Raw genomic sequence first — 16,580 nt, 5'->3', positions numbered from 1 at the left:
AAACAATTTAATAAAAAGCACTCTTATGGCAGTACAAGCTTCAAAACAAGAACGTCTTACAAATTTTTTGTATAATTTCTTTGCCGCAGTAGTAATTATCGGGGCATTATGTAAAATTACGCACACGAATTTAGGACCAATATCAGCCAATTTAATCTTAACAATCGGATTAGTAGCTGAAGCATTCGTCTTCTTTTATTCAGCATTTTTCGATAAACCTCAAGGAAGCTATGAATGGGAAAAAGCTTATCCAGAATTATTAAATGGAGAACCAGTACAAAGAAAAACTGCTGCTGTTGCAACTGCAGGAAATAATTTAACTGCTGAGTTAGACAAAGTATTAGCAGATGCAAAATTAGATAAAGAAGTTTTCGAAAGATTACGTGGTTCTTTAGATAAATTTGGTTCAGCTGTTAACGAATTAAACACAACAACATCAGCTGTCGCTTCAACAGAACAATATAGCAACGAAATTGCAAAAGCATCAACTAACATCAGCCAATTAAATGCTGTATATGCTGAGCAAATTGTAAATAGCCAAAAACAAGTAGAATTAAATAAACAATTTATCGAAGAAATGCAAAAATCTTCAGGTAGTTCAGAGCAATTCTTGAAAGAAATGCAAGAGCTTTCTGCTAACATTAATGCATTAAACAAAGTATACGGAGGTATGCTTTCTGCAATGAAAAACAACTAATACATTGCTCCGATAAATTAAACTAATTATTCATTAATTCTATAAATTATTATGGCAGGAGGTGGTAGACTAACCGGACGTCAGAAGATGATTAACCTGATGTATCTCGTGTTCATTGCAATGATGGCTTTGAACGTGGATCGTGAGGTGTTGAGATCTTTCGAAACGATAAATACTTCTTTAGAGTCAACAACGACTTTAACGAAAACAAATAACGATACCTTCTATGGTCAAATTGATCTAAAAGCGAAGGATGATCCAACTTATGCAAAAACTCAAGCTGAGGCTGCAGAAGTTAAAAAGCAAACAAATGATTTTGTTGCTTATATCGATGGATTGAAAAAAGAATTAGCTGGTGCTGATTTTATTTCTGGATCAGAAGATACAGATTACAATGCATTGTCTAATACAGAGCCTGTTGTATCTTTATTCTTTAAAGGAAAAGGAGGTGACAAAGGAAATGAGAAAGCACAAGAGTTTACAAACAAAATTGATGGTTTCAGAAATTTCTTAATGACTTTTGCAAAACAAAGTCCTGATGCTAAAAATGCGGAAGCTCGTATCAACGAATTTTTTGGAACAACTCCAAAATCGAAGAAACAAAGTTGGATGCAAGAAAAATTCTATGATCAACCAATGGTTGCTTCTTTAACGAATTTATCGAAAATGCAAATGGATGCTCGTACAGAAGAAGGTAACTTAGTGAGAGCATTATTATCTGGTAAATTAGAAGAAAAAATCGAATTGGATGCTTTCCAAGGTTTATTCTTATCTCCAGGTGTTGTTAAAGTCGGAGATGAAGCTGTTCTTAATGTAGTTTTAGGAGCTTACGATAATTCAATCAAAGGTTCTGTTTCTACAAGTGTTGGTTCTGCTACTGTTGTTGATGGTAAAGCATCTATTAAGCTGAATACATCTGCAGTTGGTATGCATCAATTAACAGGTAACATTACATACGTATCGAATGGAAAAACGAAAACGGTAGCCATAGCACCTTCAACTTATCAAGTTGTTGCACAAACATTAGATAAAAAAGCTGCTGAGATTATTGAAAAAGATCCAACAGGAGGTTCTATTGTTGCAGATAATTTACGTGTAGTTTATCGTGGAGTATCTAATCCAATTTCAGCAACAATTAACGGTGCAAACGGACCTGTTAGTTTAAGTGCTTCTTCTGGAAGTCCTTCTGGAGCGGGAGCTAACAAATGGAATTATACGCCTGGAGGAGGAAACGAAGTGGTGTTTACGGCATCTGCAAGAGCAAGTTCTGGTAAAACATTATCAGTTCGTGAAACATTCCGTATCAAACCAGTTCCACCAGCACGTGGTGTTATTTTAGGAAATACAAGTCCAGCTATTCCAGATAATGGAATTGCAGCGCAAACAATTCGTGTAGATTGGCCAGATTTCTTATTCCCAATTTCAGGTGAAGTAACATCTTTCAATGTTAAAGTTCCTGGTCAGGCAACGGCTCGTGTTTCTGGAAATAAAATGTCAGGAGCAGCTGGAGTTATTTCGAAAGCGAAAAAAGGTGATATTATTGGTGTTTTCGATATTAAATATCGTACAAATTCAGGAGCAACTGGAGAAGCATCATCTATCGCAATTCAAGTACAATAATTTAAAAAGTAAAAATTTAAAATATGAAGTATCTTTTGTTTGGTTTAATGAGTTTTTTCTCAACTCTTACAATGGCGCAAAATGTTCTTAACGCTGTTTCGCCAGAACAGTTAAGAAAAGACCGCGAAAATAAAACAAGAGTTGATGAAGCTGGAGATACAGTAAGTACGGCTCAAGATCCTATGAAATATGGTTTTATCGAAGATAAAGATGTTTTATGGTCGAAAGTTGTATGGGAAGTAATTGATTTGAATGAGCGTCTAAATCAACCTTATTATAGATCTGGTGATGAGTTAGTGCAAAATTCTAAATCATTATACGATGTATTGGTTGACGGAGTTCGTAGCAAAAAGATTAGAGAAGTTTACGATGATGAGTACTTTCAAACTAAAATGAGTTATGAGCAAATTATGGCTCGTAATGAGAAGAAAGATACACAGCAGTATTACTACGATATGAAAGCTGCTGGAGAAACTCCTGACGAAGCTGCTATTTTTAATTATAAAATTAAATCTGACGATATCAAAATGGTAAAAACGAAAGGTCTTTGGTATATCGACCGTCGTTTAGGAGAATTAAAATATCGTTTGTTAGGTTTAGCAATTATGGGGCCTGATGCGCAATCGTTAGGAACAGAATTTGCTGACGGAGCTTACGTAGATTTATTTTGGATTTGGTATCCTGATGCTCGTAATGTTTTGGTGAATGCAACAGTATTTAATCCAAGTAATTCAAATTCGGCAATTACATACGATGAGATGTTAAATGCACGCAGATTTAGTTCTGTTATTTATAAAGCTCAAACAATGTATGGAACGAAAATGATTGATGATTACATTCCAAATGATGCGAAAGGTCAATTAGAAGAACATCATAAAATTAGAAATTCTATTATTCAGTCAGAAGCTGATATGTGGAATTACTAATCAGAATACAATAAAAAAACTCCAATCATTTGATTGGAGTTTTTTTTATTTAAATTAGGTCGATTAAAAACATAATGATGAAAAGTATTATTTTACTACAACACTATTTGTTTCAATTAATAGTTTTGGACAAGCAAAAACTCTTTCTAATTCTATTAAAAAATCAACAACTAAATTAGACGAAAGCGAAAAAAGAATCACCTTAAGAGACTTTGTAGAGAATATCTATATTAATGCTCTAAATACTTTTGAAGGAGAAAAAATAGTTTAATTTTTCTACAATGTTTTTTTTCAGAATTTAGTTAATCCTTAAAATCTAAAATAGATACCTTTGTAAGCAAATTTTAGAAATTGAAAAAAGTAGAATATATCATCGTTGGTCAAGGTGTTGCAGGGAGTTGTATGGCGATGAAATTGTTGCAGGAAAAGAAATCTTTTGTGGTGATTGATAATCATTTTCACAAAGCATCGGCGATTGCTGCTGGAATTTTTAATCCTGTTGTGCTAAAACGTTTTTCAATTGTTTGGAATGCGACAAAACAAATTGAAAGATTGCGCGAAGTTTTTGGTGATTTCGAACAATTATTAAACAAAAAATATATCTACAATTTTCCAGTTTATAGAATTTTTAATGACGAACAAGAGAAAAAAACGTGGTTGAAAAAAGCGACAACTCATCCAGATTTGATTGATTATTTAGCAACTGATACAGAACAATTGAATGATTTTTCTTCAATAAATTCTCCGATAGGTTCTGGCGAAGTTTTGCATACAGGCCGTGTTGATTTGACAAATCTTTTGGCTGATTTTAAAAATTATTTAGTCAAAAATGATTTGTTTCTTGATGAAACTTTTGATTTTAATGAATTAAAATTAGAGGATAATCAAACGAGCTATAAAAAAATCGAAGCAACTAAAATAATTTTTGCCGAAGGTTATAATATTTTGAACAATCCTTATTTCAAAAATTTACCTATAATTGGTGTAAAAGGCGAAGTGTTGAGAATTAAAACAGAAGCTAATTTACCTGAAGCAGTTGTGAAAGGAAAAGAATTTTTGATGCCTTTAGAAAATAATCAATATTTTGTAGGCGCAACTTACGATCGTGATCATGTGAATTATGAAAATACTGAGGATGCAAAACAATATTTGGTTGAAGGTGTTCAGAATTTTTTTAAAGATGATTTTGAAGTTGTGGAACAACATGCGTCAATTCGTCCAACGGTTGTGGATCGTCGTCCAATTATAGGAGCGCATCCAACGCATCAACAATTGATTTGTCTAAATGGAATGGGAACGCGTGGGACAATGTTAGCGCCTGTGATGGTGGATGATTTGTACGATTTTTTAGAAAATAATCAACTAATTGACAAAGAAGCGAACATTGCACGTTTCTATGATCGATTTTAAACCTATTTTGAATGAAAAAATTTGACATAAAAATATTTGCAATTCAACTTGTAGCAAGCGTTTTGTTATTTTTAGGAATTCAACAATTTTACGTCTTGGCTGAATTAGATTTGATTGAATTAATTCATTCAATGGGAAAAGATAATTTTGCCTTTTTGGTTAGAAAAAGTGACGAATTCGGAATCAGCGAAAAACTGAAACATTTAGCTACAATGAAAACAATTTTGAGTTTTGTAGGTATTGTTTTGGCGTATATTTTATGTTCAGTAATTAATCATAAACGCAATTACGATTGGAAAATGTCTGTAATTATAGTAGTATTGTGTTTTTTAGTTTTTCAATTCAGATTAATGAACCTTCCAATTAATTTTATTGCAACCAAAAATCTCGCATTGGCTTATTTTGTGCCAGCAACTTTTTCGATTTTAATCAGTTTTGTATTGTATTTTTTGAGTTATCGTTTAAAACCTTAAAAAAAATCAATGCAAAATTCTACAATTAGCATTAATATTTTTAGCTTCTTTTATAAAAGTTAAAGCTAATTGTTCATCGTTAACATCAATTGTTATTGAATGTCCATCTAATAATTTGTCAACATTACTTTTAGCAACTTTTAATGATATTTTTAGTAAGTCAATTTGTAGATGTGTTAAAGTGACTTTTTGAAATCCTTCATTCCAGCCATCAAATATTATCTTCATAAGTGATTTTAAATATTGTTAAAAATAGAAATGAATACTTGTTTTAAGTTCTAATGCTTTATGAAATATATTAATAATATTTTCACATTCAGGATATGTTTTCTTCAATTGATTATAAGTGTTTTCAATTAAAACTAAATTATTAATTTTTTCGTCTTCATAATCGTCAATTATTGAATTACAAGTTTGATTAATTAAATCAAAAACACCTTTCTTCCATAAAATATTAAATTCTGATTCATTTAACCTAATTTCGATTAATTCGTTTGGAGAAGCTGTATCATAATCTAATTTTAATTCAGCTTCTTTATTAATAGGAACAATAATAATTTTACTCATAATCATTAATTGAAAGGTGATTGTTATTTTTAAAACACTTTCACAATATACTACTTATAGTTTTGAGATAAGTTTTCATCTAACAAAAAACATTGTATTTTTGCAAAATGTTATTAGTACAAAATTTAGGAGTTTATTTTGCGGGTAGATATTTATTCGAAAACGTTTCGTTCCGCATCAACAAAGGAAACCGTGTTGGTTTGGTAGGGAAAAATGGAGCAGGAAAATCTACTTTGCTTAAAATTTTAGCCAAAAGTCAGCAATCTTCAGAAGGTGAAGTTGTTTACGAAGGCGACGTTACAATCGGATATTTATCGCAAGATATTGATTTTGTACAAGGAAGAACGGTTTGGCAAGAAGCGGATTCTGCTTTTGAGCAATTGGTTGAAATTCAGGGACGTATTGATTTTGTAAACAAAGAATTAGCTGAAAGAACAGATTACGAGTCGGACGAATATGGAAAATTAATTGAAGATATTTCCCATTTAACAGAACGTTTCGGACTTTTAGGTGGCTATACAAAAGATGCTGAAATCGAACAAATTTTAATTGGTTTAGGATTCAAAAATTCAGATTTTCACCGTTCAACAGAAGAATTTTCTGGAGGTTGGAGAATGCGAATTGAATTAGCAAAACTATTGTTGCAAAAACATGATGTAATGCTTTTAGATGAGCCTACCAACCACTTGGATATCGATTCGATTGTTTGGTTAGAAGATTTCTTGAAAGATTATCCTGGTGCTGTTGTGTTGGTTTCGCACGACCGTCAATTTTTGGATAATGTAACCAATCGTACCATCGAAATTGCGAATCGTCATATCTCAGATTTCAAGGCGAATTATACGCGTTATTTGGAATTGCGTGAAGATCGTCGTGAGAAATTAGAGCAAGCGCAGAAAAATCAGGAACAAATGATTAAGCACACGGAAGATTTGATTTCCAAATTCCGTGCAAAAGCGAACAAAGCTTCGATGGCGCAATCATTAATCAAAAAATTAGATAAAATAGAACGCATCGAAATTGAAAATGATGATGTGACGAAGATGAATATCCGTTTTGTGGACGCTGTTCAGCCAGGTAAAATTATTTTCGAGTTAGATGACGTAGGAGTTGCTTTTGGCGATCATCAAGTTTTTGATCATGTTTCGTTTTATGTAAATCGTGGAGAAAAAGTAGCCTTTGTTGGTCAAAATGGTCAAGGAAAAACGACTTTATCGCGTGCGATTATCAACGAACAAGAACATTCAGGTAAAATAAAACATGGACATAATGTAGAAATTGGATATTTTGCCCAAAATCAAGCACATGTTTTGAATGATAAATTAACGGTTTTAGAAGAAGCGGAAAATTCTGCAACAGAAGAAACACGTAAACATGTTCGCGACTATTTAGGAGCATTTATGTTTGGTGGCGAAGCGGTAGAGAAAAAAGTTTCAGTTCTTTCGGGAGGTGAGCGAAATCGTTTAGCGTTGTGTAAATTGTTGTTGCGTCCATTCAATGTATTAATCATGGATGAGCCGACGAATCACTTGGATATTGTATCAAAAGAATTATTGAAAAAAGCGTTGCAAAAATATTCAGGAACATTAATTTTAGTTTCTCACGACCGTGAATTTTTAGAAGGTTTAGTGGATAAAGTTTTCGATTTCCGTAATGGTCAAGTGAAAGAATATCTTTCTGGAATTGATGATTATTTAGCACAAATTAAAGCGGGAAGTTTCCGTGAAGTGGAGAAAGGAAATAGTTTGGCTGCACCAAAAGAAGAGAAGCCGATTGAGGTTAAAATAGAACAAGCGAAACGAGTTTTATCTTTTGAGGAAGAAAAAGAGCAAAAACGCCTTAAAAATAGATTGTCAAGAATCGAAACAGAGATTTCTGATTTAGAGACGAAGATTGCAGATTTAGAAAATAAATTGCATTCAGGTTCGCAAACGCAACAAGAATTGGATAAATACTCGAATTTGAAAAATGATTTAGATAAAAAAATGTTAGAGTGGGAGGAGGTTTCTGAACAAATTATCTAAGGAAAGAAATAGAATAAAAAGTGCTACAATTTGTAGCACTTTTTTTGTACATTATATTTTTAGAATAACACAAAATGCATAAACAATCTTTTGCTGCAATTATATCAGAACAACCAAAAACATTAATTCTTGGCTCTTTACCTGGTGATTTATCGTTAGAAGTCAATCAATATTATGGACATCCGCGTAATCGATTTTGGAAAATGATGTTTGAGATTTTTGAGACAGAATTTTCAGAAGATTATGAAATAAGAAAACAACTTATTTTACAGAATAAGTTTGCGCTTTGGGATGTTGCACATTCTGCTGACAGAAAGGGAAGCATGGATGTGGATATGAAAAATGTTTTGCCAAATCAGATTGATGAATTGTTGAATGAATATCCTACAATTGATAAAATAATTTTCAATGGAAAGAAAGCGGAACAATTATTTTGGAAATATTTTGATGAAAATACATCCATAGAGTATATTTCTTTGCCAAGTACAAGTCCAGCTAATGCTCAATTTTCTTACGAACGATTGCTTAAAATCTGGAAAAATGCAATTATTTAAGATGAATTTTTAATGTTCAAAATAATTTAATCAAAAAAAAGTAAAATTATTTTAGTACTTAAAAATATTATGATGAGAAACTTAGCTTTTAATGTAAAATAATTATGAAAAAAATGTTTCCTAAAAGTTTTGTAATTAAAAAAGCTGTTCTATATTTGCACTCACAATCGCGGGAATAGCTCAATTGGTAGAGCGTCAGCCTTCCAAGCTGAATGTTGCGGGTTCGAGTCCCGTTTCCCGCTCTAACTTCTTTCTTAGAAGTGGATGCCTTGGTGGTGGAATTGGTAGACACGCAGGACTTAAAATCCTGTGTCCATTAGGACGTGCGGGTTCAAGTCCCGCCTGAGGTACAACAAAGCTCAAGAATTTATTTTCTTGAGCTTTTTTTGTTATATATTTTTTTCATAAAATAGATTTAAAAAAAACCACCTAAACAACTTTAGATGGTTTTTAAAATTATAAGTTGTAATAAATTACTTATTCATTGAGATTAAAAACTCTTCGTTAGAGCGTGTATGTTTGATACGATCGTGTAAGAATTCCATCGCTTCTACAGGATTCATATCCGATAAATGGTTGCGAAGAACCCACATTAATTGTTGTGTTTTGTCGTCTAATAACAAATCGTCTTTACGCGTAGAAGAACTTACTAAGTCAATTGCAGGGAAAATACGTTTGTTCGAAATCTTACGATCCAATTGTAACTCCATATTACCTGTTCCTTTAAATTCTTCGAAAATAACTTCATCCATTTTAGAACCTGTATCAATCAATGCAGTTGCAATAATTGTTAAAGAACCTCCATTTTCGATGTTACGAGCAGCTCCAAAGAAACGTTTTGGTTTGTGTAATGCATTTGCATCAACACCACCCGATAACACTTTACCAGAAGCTGGCGAAACTGTATTGTAAGCACGAGCCAAACGCGTAATAGAATCTAAAAGAATCACAACATCGTGTCCACATTCTACCATACGTTTTGCCTTCTCTAAAACGATATTTGCAACTTTTACATGGCGATTTGCTTCCTCATCAAACGTAGACGCAATAACCTCTCCGTTTACCGAACGTTTCATATCTGTTACCTCTTCCGGACGCTCATCAATTAATAAAACAATCAAATAAACTTCTGGATGATTTTGCGCAATTCCATTCGCAATATCTTTCAATAACGTTGTTTTACCCGTTTTTGGTGGCGCCACAATCATTCCACGTTGACCCTTACCTATTGGTGTAAATAAGTCAATCACGCGATTTGATAAAGATTTAGAATTACTTAAATTGAATTTCTCGTTAGGGAAAAGTGGAGTTAAATGCTCAAAAGCGATACGATCACGTACATAATCTGGCGTACGACCGTTGATTTCTTTAATTTTGATTAAAGGAAAATATTTTTCACCTTCTTTTGGAGGACGAACTTCTCCTGTAATTGTATCTCCCGTTTTTAATCCAAATAATCTAATTTGAGATTGAGAAACATACACATCATCAGGCGAAGACAAATAATTAAAATCAGATGAACGTAAAAAACCATAATTATTATCTGGTAAAATCTCTAAAACACCTTCAGTTTCAATAATTCCATCAAATTCATAATTCGCAGCGCGATATTTATTTTTTTGATTTTGATTGTTGTGGTGATTATTTTGTTGAGATTGATCGTTTTGATTACGATTATCAGATTGATTATTTTTCTTCTGATTATTTTGGTTATTCTTTTTCAGATCTTGGCTTTTGTTCGCTCGTTCCTGAAATTTATTAACGCGAGGATTATTTTCTTCCTTTTTTTCTGTTTCGGTAGAAGTATTTTCAACTTTTTCAGTTTTTACTTCTTCTGCAACAGCCTCTTTTTGTTGAACTTCTCCTTCCGAATTCTGAACTCGTTTGCGTTTCGGTTTCTTATCTTCTGTAGGCAGATTTTCAGCTTCATCTTTTTTAGCAGGTTTTGTTTCATCTTTTTCTTCAACCTTTGGTTGGCTGTTGATAAAACCTAAAACTGTGTCTAACAACTCACCTTTTTTTAATTTCTTATACCCATCGATTTTTAATTGCTCTGCAACTTGTTGTAAATCTGGTAATTTGAATGATTTTAATTCTTCGATATCAAACATAATCCTATAATGAAGGTATTAATGTGTTTATATTTTTTTATTCAATAAAGTAATTGGGAATCATAACAATAGAATTGTTATAAAGCGTATAAATTTGAGATTTATTAATGCAATAGTACGAATAATTATAAAAACTCAAAAAGTTTTTTTACATTTGTATTCGAAATTTAAGAAATGATTCAAAGAAAGCAAAGTATATATTTATTCTTAAGTGGAATAATTTCGAGTATATTCGCCATGAATTTTGATAAGCTGTTTGATATTCCATTAAATTGGTTACAATATCCGGAGAAAGGAGATTACATTTTTTCGTTAGCCTTTTTCTCATCAGCTTTAATTTCATTTTTAACCATTATGTTTTTCAAAAAACGTAAGTTACAAATTAGCTTAGGATGGTTAAACATTATTTTGAATGTTTTATTAATTGGTTCTTTTGTATATTGTCTATTAACATTACCTGGAGAAGGAAATTCTGAGAAAGGTATTTGGGCATTAGTTCCTTTAGCTTCGATTGTGCTTCTGTCAATTGCCAATCGTTTGATTAAGAAGGATGATGATCTTGTAAAATCAGTAGACCGTTTCAGATAGACCAAAAACTTTTTATATTATGAGTGTCTAAAAGCAGTTTCAAGCAATTGAAACTGCTTTTTTCGTTTAAAGAAGTTTATTCGAATTTTAAATAAAAATTAATTTTATATTGAAAATTTTTAAAAACAAAACCAAAAAAAAGGGGTGTTGGATTTATTTGTGATAAAATTTTAATACAACCCCTAAAAAAATCAGGGTGTTTTTATTTTATGTTTAATTTTTATTTATTTTTGCATCATAAAACAACACAAAGTAATTTTCTTATGACATCATTTCGTTTTGAAGCATTAAAAGCCGCAAGCAATCGCAAACCGGTAGCTGTTCCTGAATTAGGGAAAAAATCAGAAATTTTTGCAAGCAATGTTTTCAATGACAAAGCAATGCGTCAACATTTAACTTCAGAAGCTTATAAAGCCGTTCGTTCTGCAATGGATTATGGTACTAAAATAGACCGTAAAATGGCAGATTTTGTTGCTTTAGGAATGAAAGAATGGGCGATGAGCAAAGGTGTAACACACTATACGCACTGGTTTCAGCCATTAACAGGAACAACAGCAGAGAAACATGATGCATTTTTCGAAACTTCATTTGATGGAGCAGATCCTGTAGAAAAATTTAGTGGATCATTATTAGTTCAACAAGAACCAGATGCATCTTCTTTTCCAAATGGAGGAATTCGTAATACATTCGAAGCACGTGGATATACCGCTTGGGATCCAACTTCACCAGCATTTATTTTTGGAACAACATTATGTATTCCGACAGTATTTGTTTCGTACACAGGAGAAGCTCTAGATAATAAAGCACCTTTGTTAAGAGCGCTTTTATCAATTGATGAAGCCGCTACAGAAGTAGCGAAGTTCTTCGATAAAAATGTGAAGAAAGTAATTCCGACTTTAGGTTGGGAACAAGAATATTTCTTAATTGATGATGCTTTAGCGGCTTCTCGTCCAGATATTTTACAAACTGGTAGAACATTGTTAGGACATGTTTCTGCAAAAGGTCAACAATTAGAAGATCATTATTTTGGTTCGATTCCTACACGTGTTTTAAATTATATGCGCGATTTAGAAAACGAATGTATGTTGTTGGGAATTCCTGTAAAAACTCGTCACAACGAAGTTGCTCCAAATCAATTTGAGTTAGCCCCAATTTTTGAAGAAACGAATTTAGCAGTTGACCACAATTCATTATTAATGGATGTGATGCAAAAAGTAGGAGAGCGTCATCATTTTAAAGTGTTATTCCACGAAAAACCATTCAAAGGAGTTAACGGATCAGGAAAACACAATAACTGGTCGTTAGCAACTGATACTGGAGTAAATTTATTAGCGCCAGGAAAAACACCAAATAGCAATTTACAGTTTTTAACGTTTTTTATCAATACCATCAAAGCAGTTTCAATTTACGAGGAATTGTTACGTGCTTCTATCGCTTCGGCTTCTAATGACCACCGTTTAGGTGCGAATGAAGCGCCACCAGCAATTATTTCGATTTTTATTGGTCAACAATTGACAAAAGTATTGGAAGAATTAGAAGGTGTTTCGACAGGGAAATTATCTCCAGAAGAAAAAACTGATTTAAAATTAAACGTTGTAGGTAAAATTCCAGATGTTTTATTAGACAATACTGACAGAAACAGAACTTCTCCTTTTGCTTTTACAGGAAATAAATTCGAGTTCCGTGCTGTAGGATCGACTGCAAACTGTGCAAATGCAATGACAACGTTGAATGCAATTGTTGCAAAACAATTGATCGATTTCAAAAAAGAAGTTGATGCGTTGATTGAAACAGGTTTGAAAAAAGACGAAGCAATTTTCAATGTATTACGTGAATATATCAAAGAAACAAAGAATATATTATTCGAAGGGGACGGATACAGCAAAGAATGGGAAGAAGAAGCGGCTCGTAGAGGATTGTCAAATCACAAGACAACTCCATCTGCTTTAAAAGCAAAAGTTTCTCAAAAATCATTGGATTTATTCTCGGAACTTAATGTAATGAACAACACAGAAGTTGAAGCGCGTTACGAAATCGAATTAGAAGATTACATCAAGAAAATTCAGATTGAAGGTCGTGTTTTAGGTGATATTGTGAGAAATCATATTATTCCGACAGCTTTCAAATATCAAAACATATTGATCAAAAACATTAAAGGATTCAAAGATATTTTTGGAGATGATTATGAAGAATATGCAGGCGAGCAATTAATTATTTTGAAGAAAATTTCGATGCATGTAAACGAATTAAACGCAAAATTGCACTTAATGATGGATGCACGTAAAGAAGCAAATCTGGTTGAATCTTTAGAAGAAAGAGCACATGCTTATTGTGACAAAGTAAAACCATATTATGACGAAATTCGTTACCACGCTGATAAGTTAGAATTAATGGTTGATAATGAATTCTGGGTTTTAACAAAATACAGAGAATTATTATTTACGAGATAATATTTTTAACAATAAATCACAAAACCGATGAGAAATCATCGGTTTTTTTTATTCAAATTTTCTGAATCCCTTGAGTTATTGTATCTTTGCAATCCAATAAAAGTATATGGCAGATTTAGGTCTATTAGATAAATTAAGAGCAATCAAACAACGTTTCGATGAGGTGGCAGATTTAATCATCCAACCAGATATCGTAACAGATCAAGCTCGTTATGCGAAATTAAACAAAGAATATTCTGATTTGAAAGACTTTGTTGAAATGCAAAAACAATACGAAAACTTAATCAATGTAATTGAGGAAGCAGACGAAATTATTCAAGATGGTTCTGATGCTGAAATGGTTGAGTTAGCTAAAATAGAAAAAGACGAAGCAATCAATGCGATTCCACCTTTAGAGGAAGAAATCAAAATGATGTTGATTCCAAAAGATCCAGAAGATGAGAAAAACATCATTGTCGAGTTACGTTCTGGTACAGGAGGAGATGAAGCAGCGATTTTCGTAGAAGATATTTACCGCATGTATTCAATGTATTTCAAAGAAAAAGGATGGAAACACGAAGTATTAAATACTTCTGAAGCATCTGGAAAAGGATACAAAGAGTTGGTGATGCAAGTAGAAGGAAATGCAGTGTATGGAACGATGAAATACGAATCGGGTGTTCACCGTGTACAACGTGTTCCTGAAACAGAATCGCAAGGACGTGTGCATACATCGGCGATTACGGTTGCGGTTTTACCAGAAGCAGAGGAAGTTGATGTAGTGATTAATCCAGCAGATTTGGAGTATCAAACAGCTCGTTCGTCTGGTGCGGGAGGACAAAATGTAAATAAAGTTGAAACAAAAGTTCAATTAACGCACAAACCTTCTGGAATTGTAATTGTTTGTCAAGAAGCGCGTTCTCAACACAAGAACCGTGAAAAAGCGTTACAATTATTACGTACAAAATTGTATGAAATAGAGTTCGAGAAAAAACATTCAGAACGTTCTGCTCAACGTAAATCGTTAGTTTCGACTGGTGACCGTTCGGCTAAAATTCGTACATACAACTATCCGCAAGGACGTGTAACAGATCACCGTATCAACAAATCAATTTATAATTTGGATAACTTTATGAATGGAGATATTCAAGAAATGATTGATGCATTGAAAATGGCAGAAAATGCAGAAAAATTAAAAGGTTCGGAAGAAGATTTCTAACATCAATTCTAAATCTTAGATCATACAAAACACTTCAAGAAATTGAGGTGTTTTTTTATATATTTATAGTATTAAGAATAAAACAAATGATGAAAACAAGAGTTAAAATTTGTTGTATTAGTAACAAAGAAGAAGCGCAACAAGCGATAAAATATGGAGCAAATGGATTAGGTTTAGTTGGTAATATGCCAAGCGGACCGGGTATTATTGGAGATGATTTAATCAAAGATATTACACAAATTATCCCACCAACATTAGCTTCGTTTTTATTAACAAGTGAAACAACTGCAGAAACAATTATTCAACATTATAAAAAAGTTTATACGAATACAATTCAGTTGGTTGATGAGCTGAAAAACGAAGAATATCAAATTTTGAGAAACGAATTACCTTGGGTAAAATTGGTACAAGTGATTCATGTAATTGATGAAAATTCGGTAACTGAAGCGATAGAGAAATCTCAGTTTGTAGACGCTATTTTATTAGATAGCGGAAATCCTAACTTACAAGTAAAAGAACTGGGAGGGACAGGGCGCACGCACAATTGGGCGATTAGCAAAAAAATTAGAGAAGAAATTAACATTCCTCTATTTTTGGCTGGCGGTCTTCATCCTGATAATATTCGTGAAGCGATTGATGTTGTTCAGCCTTTTGGCGTAGATATTTGTAGCGGTGTACGAACTGACGGAAAATTAGACCAAAAGAAATTAGACGCTTTTTTTAGAGCAGTTAATGGATAGAAAAAAACTCCTTGTCAAGGTTTTAAAACTTGACAAGGTTTTTTAGTTTGTGTTCTATGACTGTGTAATATAGTTTTGTCATACAGACAAGACGAAAGCTTAGTTATTAGTTGAACCTTACCTGAGTGCTTGGTTTATTATAAACAGGTATGTTTATCCTTACCTGAGTCCTTGGTTGATTATAAACAAGGGTGTTTTACCTTACCCGAGTCCTTGGTTGATTATAAACAGGTCTGTTTTACCTTTCCTGAGTTCTCGGTTTATTAGAAATAGGTCTGTTTTACCTTACCTGAGTCCTCGGTTTATTACAAACAGGTCTGTTTTACCTTACCCGAGTCCTCAGTTGATTACAAACAGATCTGTTTTACTTATTTAGTTATTAAAACTATTGTTTGATAATAATATATTGATTAAGTTTATAAGATTCTAATATTAAATGAATTATAACCTAAAATAAATTATTATGAAAATTACATTAACTTCATTATCGACAAAAAATCTGGCGACATTAGCGCAGCGAACTATCAACTCTTCTCAAGCCGGAAATTACACCATTGTAGAGAACCACCCTTTGTTGCTGTCGCTTATTGCGAGTTATCAAAACTACGACACGGTATACACAAAGTTGACCTACAGTGGCAAAGGAAAAGAGGTGGCGACAGCGGATAAAGAGAGAGATGTTGCATTTAGTAACATGAAGGCTTTCTTGAATGGTTATCGTAAATTGACTTCTGTCGCGAACTATCAAGATGCGGAAGCTTTGTACAAAGTTTTCCAAATGTTTGGACTGGATTTAGACAGATTGAGTTATTCTGCCGAAACAGCTCAATTGAAGAAGCTTATCGAAGAATTAGAAAAGCCAGATAATACATTGCGTATTATTAACTTATCGCTTGTATCAGCTTTTGATGATTTGAAAACAAAACATACCGATTTTGAGATATTATTTGCGCAACAAGCAGAGGCTAATGCAGATCTTCGTCAAATATCGAGTGCGTCATCTTCTCGAAAAGAATTGGAACAAGTACTGCGATCTTACCTCAATCTAATTACAGCAATGAAAGATGTACCGGATTGGTCTAATTTGTACCACGATTTGAATGAGATTGTGAAAGCAGCAAGAAATAGTGTGTTGCCTGCAAGTTGAACAAGTAAACAAACGAGCCGAAATTGTAAAAATACTAAACGTTAATTATTGAATAATAAAACCTCCACCCAAATT

General features: G+C 32.8%; 15 protein-coding genes and 2 tRNA genes. 14 read left to right on the top strand and 3 right to left on the bottom strand.

Going from position 1 to position 16,580, the window contains the following annotated elements; all coding sequences use genetic code 11:
- The first annotated feature begins 25 nt into the window (after positions 1-25).
- The 5 genes from porL to ACTS9J_RS14065 all read left to right on the top strand — a co-directional run bounded on the left by porL (position 26) and on the right by ACTS9J_RS14065 (position 5,126).
- Positions 26-697, top strand: a complete 672-nt coding sequence (porL, locus tag ACTS9J_RS14085; protein ID WP_125349619.1) for a type IX secretion system motor protein PorL/GldL — start codon at positions 26-28, stop codon at positions 695-697.
- Positions 698-748: 51 nt separating this feature from the next.
- On the top strand, positions 749-2,317 hold the full coding sequence (gene porM / locus ACTS9J_RS14080) for a type IX secretion system motor protein PorM/GldM (protein WP_219034384.1): 1,569 nt from the start codon (positions 749-751) through the stop codon (positions 2,315-2,317).
- A 23-nt stretch (positions 2,318-2,340) separates the two neighbouring features.
- On the top strand, positions 2,341-3,243 hold the full coding sequence (gene porN, locus ACTS9J_RS14075; RefSeq protein WP_257468103.1) for a type IX secretion system ring subunit PorN/GldN: 903 nt from the start codon (positions 2,341-2,343) through the stop codon (positions 3,241-3,243).
- 351 nt (positions 3,244-3,594) lie between these two features.
- Positions 3,595-4,653, top strand: coding sequence for an NAD(P)/FAD-dependent oxidoreductase (locus ACTS9J_RS14070; protein ID WP_219034385.1), 1,059 nt, complete (start codon positions 3,595-3,597; stop codon positions 4,651-4,653).
- A gap of 11 nt (positions 4,654-4,664) precedes the next feature.
- Positions 4,665-5,126, top strand: a complete 462-nt coding sequence (locus tag ACTS9J_RS14065; protein WP_115001691.1) for a hypothetical protein — start codon at positions 4,665-4,667, stop codon at positions 5,124-5,126.
- Positions 5,127-5,132: 6 nt separating this feature from the next.
- On the opposite strand, the gene ACTS9J_RS14060 is transcribed toward ACTS9J_RS14065, so the two are convergent.
- Both ACTS9J_RS14060 and ACTS9J_RS14055 read right to left on the bottom strand, forming a co-directional pair.
- Positions 5,133-5,354, bottom strand: a complete 222-nt coding sequence (locus tag ACTS9J_RS14060) for a hypothetical protein (RefSeq protein WP_115001689.1) — start codon at positions 5,352-5,354, stop codon at positions 5,133-5,135.
- Between the two features lie 18 nt (positions 5,355-5,372).
- Positions 5,373-5,693 carry a hypothetical protein gene (locus ACTS9J_RS14055; RefSeq protein ID WP_115002126.1) on the bottom strand — a complete coding sequence of 107 codons (321 nt, stop codon included), beginning with the start codon at positions 5,691-5,693 and terminating at the stop codon, positions 5,373-5,375.
- Positions 5,694-5,800: 107 nt separating this feature from the next.
- Between ACTS9J_RS14055 and ACTS9J_RS14050 the strand changes: the two genes are divergently transcribed.
- The 4 genes from ACTS9J_RS14050 (at position 5,801) to ACTS9J_RS14035 (ending at position 8,621) form a co-directional block, all read left to right on the top strand.
- On the top strand, positions 5,801-7,717 hold the full coding sequence (locus tag ACTS9J_RS14050; RefSeq protein ID WP_448353377.1) for an ABC-F family ATP-binding cassette domain-containing protein: 1,917 nt from the start codon (positions 5,801-5,803) through the stop codon (positions 7,715-7,717).
- Positions 7,718-7,791: 74 nt separating this feature from the next.
- Positions 7,792-8,271 (top strand): DNA-deoxyinosine glycosylase, encoded by a 480-nt coding sequence (locus tag ACTS9J_RS14045; RefSeq protein WP_448353376.1) that lies wholly within the window; start codon positions 7,792-7,794, stop codon positions 8,269-8,271.
- 169 nt (positions 8,272-8,440) lie between these two features.
- Positions 8,441-8,513 (top strand) — tRNA-Gly (locus ACTS9J_RS14040).
- A gap of 24 nt (positions 8,514-8,537) precedes the next feature.
- A tRNA-Leu gene (locus ACTS9J_RS14035) sits at positions 8,538-8,621 on the top strand.
- Between the two features lie 123 nt (positions 8,622-8,744).
- On the opposite strand, the gene rho is transcribed toward ACTS9J_RS14035, so the two are convergent.
- Positions 8,745-10,382, bottom strand: coding sequence for a transcription termination factor Rho (gene rho / locus ACTS9J_RS14030; protein ID WP_448353375.1), 1,638 nt, complete (start codon positions 10,380-10,382; stop codon positions 8,745-8,747).
- 174 nt (positions 10,383-10,556) lie between these two features.
- Between rho and ACTS9J_RS14025 the strand changes: the two genes are divergently transcribed.
- The 5 genes from ACTS9J_RS14025 (at position 10,557) to ACTS9J_RS14005 (ending at position 16,505) form a co-directional block, all read left to right on the top strand.
- Positions 10,557-10,970, top strand: coding sequence for a DUF4293 domain-containing protein (locus ACTS9J_RS14025; protein WP_291074032.1), 414 nt, complete (start codon positions 10,557-10,559; stop codon positions 10,968-10,970).
- A gap of 263 nt (positions 10,971-11,233) precedes the next feature.
- Entirely contained in the window at positions 11,234-13,420 is a 2,187-nt protein-coding gene (locus ACTS9J_RS14020) for a glutamine synthetase III family protein (protein WP_448353374.1), read from the top strand.
- Between the two features lie 106 nt (positions 13,421-13,526).
- A complete protein-coding gene (prfA, locus tag ACTS9J_RS14015) occupies positions 13,527-14,618 on the top strand; it encodes a peptide chain release factor 1 (protein ID WP_038332970.1) in 1,092 nt (363 codons plus the stop codon).
- An 89-nt stretch (positions 14,619-14,707) separates the two neighbouring features.
- A complete protein-coding gene (locus ACTS9J_RS14010) occupies positions 14,708-15,358 on the top strand; it encodes a phosphoribosylanthranilate isomerase (RefSeq protein WP_448353373.1) in 651 nt (216 codons plus the stop codon).
- A gap of 463 nt (positions 15,359-15,821) precedes the next feature.
- Entirely contained in the window at positions 15,822-16,505 is a 684-nt protein-coding gene (locus ACTS9J_RS14005) for a DUF6261 family protein (protein ID WP_448353372.1), read from the top strand.
- The last annotated feature ends 75 nt before the right edge of the window (positions 16,506-16,580 follow it).

Source organism: Empedobacter sp. ULE_I140 (assembly GCF_053482575.1).
The sequence above is the reverse complement of the archived record's forward strand: the minus strand, read 5'-3'. Positions and strand labels throughout refer to the sequence as shown.

Excerpts from the sequence above, each read along its gene's own strand:
- rho (WP_448353375.1), bottom strand. The coding sequence starts at position 10,382 with ATGTTTGATATCGAAGAATTAAAATCATTCAAATTACCAGATTTACAA.
- ACTS9J_RS14010 (WP_448353373.1), top strand. The coding sequence starts at position 14,708 with ATGAAAACAAGAGTTAAAATTTGTTGTATTAGTAACAAAGAAGAAGCG.
- ACTS9J_RS14020 (WP_448353374.1), top strand. The coding sequence starts at position 11,234 with ATGACATCATTTCGTTTTGAAGCATTAAAAGCCGCAAGCAATCGCAAA.
- ACTS9J_RS14025 (WP_291074032.1), top strand. The coding sequence starts at position 10,557 with ATGATTCAAAGAAAGCAAAGTATATATTTATTCTTAAGTGGAATAATT.
- ACTS9J_RS14065 (WP_115001691.1), top strand. The coding sequence starts at position 4,665 with ATGAAAAAATTTGACATAAAAATATTTGCAATTCAACTTGTAGCAAGC.
- porN (WP_257468103.1), top strand. The coding sequence starts at position 2,341 with ATGAAGTATCTTTTGTTTGGTTTAATGAGTTTTTTCTCAACTCTTACA.
- ACTS9J_RS14050 (WP_448353377.1), top strand. The coding sequence starts at position 5,801 with ATGTTATTAGTACAAAATTTAGGAGTTTATTTTGCGGGTAGATATTTA.
- ACTS9J_RS14055 (WP_115002126.1), bottom strand. The coding sequence starts at position 5,693 with ATGAGTAAAATTATTATTGTTCCTATTAATAAAGAAGCTGAATTAAAA.
- porM (WP_219034384.1), top strand. The coding sequence starts at position 749 with ATGGCAGGAGGTGGTAGACTAACCGGACGTCAGAAGATGATTAACCTG.
- ACTS9J_RS14005 (WP_448353372.1), top strand. The coding sequence starts at position 15,822 with ATGAAAATTACATTAACTTCATTATCGACAAAAAATCTGGCGACATTA.
- prfA (WP_038332970.1), top strand. The coding sequence starts at position 13,527 with ATGGCAGATTTAGGTCTATTAGATAAATTAAGAGCAATCAAACAACGT.
- ACTS9J_RS14060 (WP_115001689.1), bottom strand. The coding sequence starts at position 5,354 with ATGAAGATAATATTTGATGGCTGGAATGAAGGATTTCAAAAAGTCACT.
- ACTS9J_RS14045 (WP_448353376.1), top strand. The coding sequence starts at position 7,792 with ATGCATAAACAATCTTTTGCTGCAATTATATCAGAACAACCAAAAACA.
- porL (WP_125349619.1), top strand. The coding sequence starts at position 26 with ATGGCAGTACAAGCTTCAAAACAAGAACGTCTTACAAATTTTTTGTAT.